Source organism: Peterkaempfera griseoplana (genome assembly GCF_001418575.1).
GTDB classification, from domain to species: Bacteria; Actinomycetota; Actinomycetes; order Streptomycetales; family Streptomycetaceae; genus Peterkaempfera; species Peterkaempfera griseoplana.
The window spans coordinates 1-1,106 of the sequence record NZ_LIQR01000533.1; the positions used below are offsets into that span (position 1 = coordinate 1).

Consider the following 1,106-nt stretch of genomic DNA (forward strand, 5'->3'; position numbering starts at 1 on the left):
CGGGCCGCGGAAGAGCGGTCCGCAGGGGACAGGAGCAGATCATGCGGTCGATCACGGCGACGATGTCGGTCACCCTCGACGGAGTAGTCCAGGGCCTTGGCCGCCCGGACGAGGACACCCGCGGCGGATTCGCCCACGGGGGCTGGGGCGGGCAGTACAACGATCAGGTCATGGGGCAGGAGATGGGCAGGAGCATGGCCAAGCCCACCGACATGCTCTTCGGCCACCGGACCTGGAAGGACTTCATCAGCGCGTGGGCAGGAGCGACCGATGGCAACCCGTTCACCGCGCACATGAACGCGGCCACGAAGTACGTCGTGTCCAGGACCCTCAAGGACGCCGACGCCTGGCAGAACTCGATCCTGCTGAGCGGGGAGGCCGTCGAGGCGGTGGCCGACCTCAAGGCCGGCCCCGGCAACGACCTGTCGATCATCGGCAGCACCTCGCTCATCCACGCCCTGCACGCCGCCGGCCTGGTCGACCACTACCAGCTGCTGATCCACCCGCTGACCCTGGGCAGCGGCACGCGCTTGTTCGAGGGCCCCGCGCCCCTCACCGAGTTCGAGCTGACCGACTCCGTCACCACCACCAAGGGCGTGATCATCGCCCGCTACTCCCGCCGATAGAGGAGGGGCCGTGCCGCAGTATCTGCTCTCGATCTACCAGCCGGACGGCACACCGCCCGACGCCGAAACCCTGGCCCGGATCGCCGACGACATCCACCGGTTGAACGAGGAGCTGCGCGAGAGCGGCTCATGGGTGTTCACCGGCGGCCTTCACGCGCCTGGCACTGCGACGGTGGTGCGGGCCGACGGCATGTTCACCGACGGTCCGTACGTCGAAGGCAAGGAGCACATCGGCGGTATCTGGGTGATCACCGCGCCCGACCTGGACGCGGCGCTTTCCTGGGGCCGCAAGGCGGCAGCCGCCACAACGTTGCCGATCGAGGTCCGTCCGTTCCAGGACGTCGAACCGTATTGAGCGCCACCTCGATGACGCCGCAGGAGATCGCGGCTGTCTTCCGCGCCGAGTACGGCAGAGCCGTTGCCGTACTCGTGCGCGGCTTCGGCGACATCGGCCTGGCCGAGGACGCGGTCGCCGACGCC

The 1,106-nt window shown here is 68.9% G+C and carries 2 protein-coding genes; both read left to right on the forward strand.

Annotation, left to right across the window (positions count from 1 at the left end):
- Positions 1–41: 41 nt before the first annotated feature.
- Complete coding sequence (locus tag AOK09_RS31935) at positions 42–626, forward strand: dihydrofolate reductase family protein (protein WP_055590715.1); 585 nt, start codon at positions 42–44, stop codon at positions 624–626.
- A gap of 10 nt (positions 627–636) precedes the next feature.
- On the forward strand, positions 637–981 hold the full coding sequence (locus AOK09_RS31940) for a YciI family protein (protein ID WP_055590716.1): 345 nt from the start codon (positions 637–639) through the stop codon (positions 979–981).
- Positions 982–1,106 lie beyond the last annotated feature (125 nt).

What these genes read in the sequence shown, in the direction of transcription:
- AOK09_RS31935 (WP_055590715.1), top strand. Translation starts at nt 42, where the DNA reads ATGCGGTCGATCACGGCGACGATGTCGGTCACCCTCGACGGAGTAGTC.